The sequence below is a fragment of the Segetibacter koreensis DSM 18137 genome (assembly GCF_000374045.1).
GTDB classification, from domain to species: Bacteria; Bacteroidota; Bacteroidia; order Chitinophagales; family Chitinophagaceae; genus Segetibacter; species Segetibacter koreensis.
This window is the reverse complement of the sequence record NZ_KB893363.1, coordinates 1-2,515: the sequence shown is the minus strand read 5'-3', so window position 1 is coordinate 2,515 and position 2,515 is coordinate 1. Positions and strand designations below refer to the sequence as shown.

The following is a 2,515-nucleotide window of genomic DNA, read 5'->3' as shown; positions in this document are numbered from 1 at the left end:
ATCGCCTATTCAGGCGATGAGAAATCGATGATGATCTTTTTGTACCTTTTTATTTAAAACTAAAAGATCATGGAAAAAAAACTTTAAGTCCGCGGGCACTTGCGGCACTGGAAAAGACCGATCAGTATTTATCTCTTGGTCATTACAGTATTCACACAGTTCGTAATTATTTATCAGAGCTTCGTTATTTGCTGGTCTACTATGCAGAGGTAAGTCCGTCAGATTTTACAGAAGATATGCTGATGGAGTATCTTCTCTACCTGGCTAAGACTTTAGGATGCAGCCGGGTAAAATGCCGGATGGCTGCACAAAGTATTTCTTTCTTTTGCCGGCACGTTTTAAAGCGTCCCTATGTAATTCCTTCGGTTGTTTATCCCCGTGCTACCAGTACACTTCCGGCTGTTATGACACCTCAGGAAGTAAAGTTGCTGATAGACATTGTAAAAAACATTAAGCATCGCACTATTATCATGTTGCTCTATAGTAGCGGGCTACGGGTAAGCGAGATCTCCTCTCTTAAGATTACTGATATAGACAGTAAGAGCATGCGCATTAAAGTAGTGCAGGGCAAGGGAGCTAAGGACAGGTACACTGTTTTAAGCCAGCAGGTGCTACTTGAGCTTAGGGCATATTACCTGATATACAAGCCAAAGGAATATCTTTTTAATGGCCAGGGGATAGGCAGGCGCATGAGTGTACGAAGCATTCAGCACCTGGTGCAAAAAGCGCTGATAGAGCTTGGCCTGGGCAGTAAGAACTATAGTGTACACACTATCAGGCACAGCTTTGCTACTCACCTGGTAGAAAACGGTGTTGATCTAAATACGGTAAGAGAACTGCTGGGGCACACCTCGCTGCAAACCACTATGCGTTACCTGCACCTTACTGCACAGCGGATGAAGGGCATTGTAAGTCCCTACGACACGTTGCCACAAGATCTGCAGGATACAAAGGCGACAACATCAAAAAAGCAAAACTTAAAATGATGTTGTTATGGCTGGTTATACAACCCCGCATGCTACCATTCAGCAGGCGCTGCAAAGACATGACTATTCACTACCAGAAGGTAATGCTCATGTTCAACAGGTAATGCATCGTTTAAAGACGTGCCGTACAGCAGCGATGGGTTATCATGCTTATCGTTGTAGCGATGAGACATGCGGTTATATAAAGTACCAATATCATAGCTGTCGCGACAGGCACTGTCCAAATTGCGGTGCTCTTAAAAAACAAGAGTGGATAGAAGCGCGCATGCAGGAGCTGTTGCCGGTAAAGTATTATCATGTGGTCTTTACCCTGCCCCACGAACTTAACAGCCTGGTATTGGGCCACAGAAAGCTGCTGTTCAAACTACTTTTTGATGCTTCGGCTCAAACGTTGCTGACTTTTGCAAAGGACGCCCGCTATCTTGGTGCTCTTCCTGGAATTATCAGTGTGCTGCATACCTGGGGGCAGCAGCTAAGCTTTCACCCCCATATCCACTGTATTGTTAGTGGTGGTGGCATCATAAACGATAATGAATGGAAAGATGCTAAGAAAAGCCATTATCGCTTCCTGTTTCCTGTAAAAGCAATGCAGGCGGTTTTTAGAGGCAAGTTCCTGCAATCGCTAAAGGGTATGATAGCAAGCGGTGAAGTAACATTGCCAGAAGGTGTAGATGCCAAACAATTACTTAATGTATTATATCGCAAAGACTGGATCGTGTATGCAAAAGCTCCTTTTGGTGGCCCTCATTCGGTAATCGAATACCTCGGCAGATACACGCATAAGGTTGCCATCAGCAATCACAGGATATGTAGTATTGATAATGATACAGTAACTTTTGATTATAAAGATTATGCTGATGGAAATGCTAAAAAACAAATGTCTCTTACGACAGTAGAGTTTATACGGCGTTTTGAACAACATGTGCTACCCAAAAGGTTTACTAAAATAAGAACTTACGGATACCTTGGCAACAGGAAGCGGCACCAGAGAATAAATGCAGTGCTAAAAAACATGAGATTGCCCTTGCATAAAGGACTGGTAAAAGTGCCGTTGGAATTAAAGATGAAGGAACAGTATGGGATAGACCTTAAAGAATGCCCCTGCTGCAAAGGGCAAACATTGCAACTGGTGCAGGTATACTACCCGTGGAAGCACACAGATGATGGCTGAGATATACAAAAAGAGAAACGATAATTGCAGGAAAGAAAAAAGCAACGTTGAAGAACGTACCTCTATACTTATGTGCCTCTACAAAAAAAGGATATGCTAAAAGAGTAAATAAAGGATGAAAAAGGTAATTTTAAAAACTGCTCTCTTTTGCTCGCAAATAAACTGTTGCAAAAGAAGAGCGGTAGAAAAAAAAACTAAAACTAAAACCAAAATAACGGCAAAAAGAAAAGTGATACTTACCTCCCAATAGCAAACTTACGGCGACGTCGGTCAACCCAAAAGTATACCACAAAGCCCCGCAAAAGGACTACAATGCGGGGCTTTGATTGGGGGCTTCGCGGATACTTTTCTTTTTGTT

General features: G+C 42.7%; 2 protein-coding genes. Both read left to right on the top strand.

From position 1 onward, the window contains the following. The first annotated feature begins 23 nt into the window (after positions 1 to 23). On the top strand, positions 24 to 986 hold the full coding sequence (locus B154_RS29570; RefSeq protein WP_342664135.1) for a tyrosine-type recombinase/integrase: 963 nt from the start codon (positions 24 to 26) through the stop codon (positions 984 to 986). 7 nt (positions 987 to 993) lie between these two features. Continuing rightward, positions 994 to 2,157 carry an IS91 family transposase gene (locus B154_RS0122695; protein ID WP_018616654.1) on the top strand — a complete coding sequence of 388 codons (1,164 nt, stop codon included), beginning with the start codon at positions 994 to 996 and terminating at the stop codon, positions 2,155 to 2,157. Positions 2,158 to 2,515 lie beyond the last annotated feature (358 nt).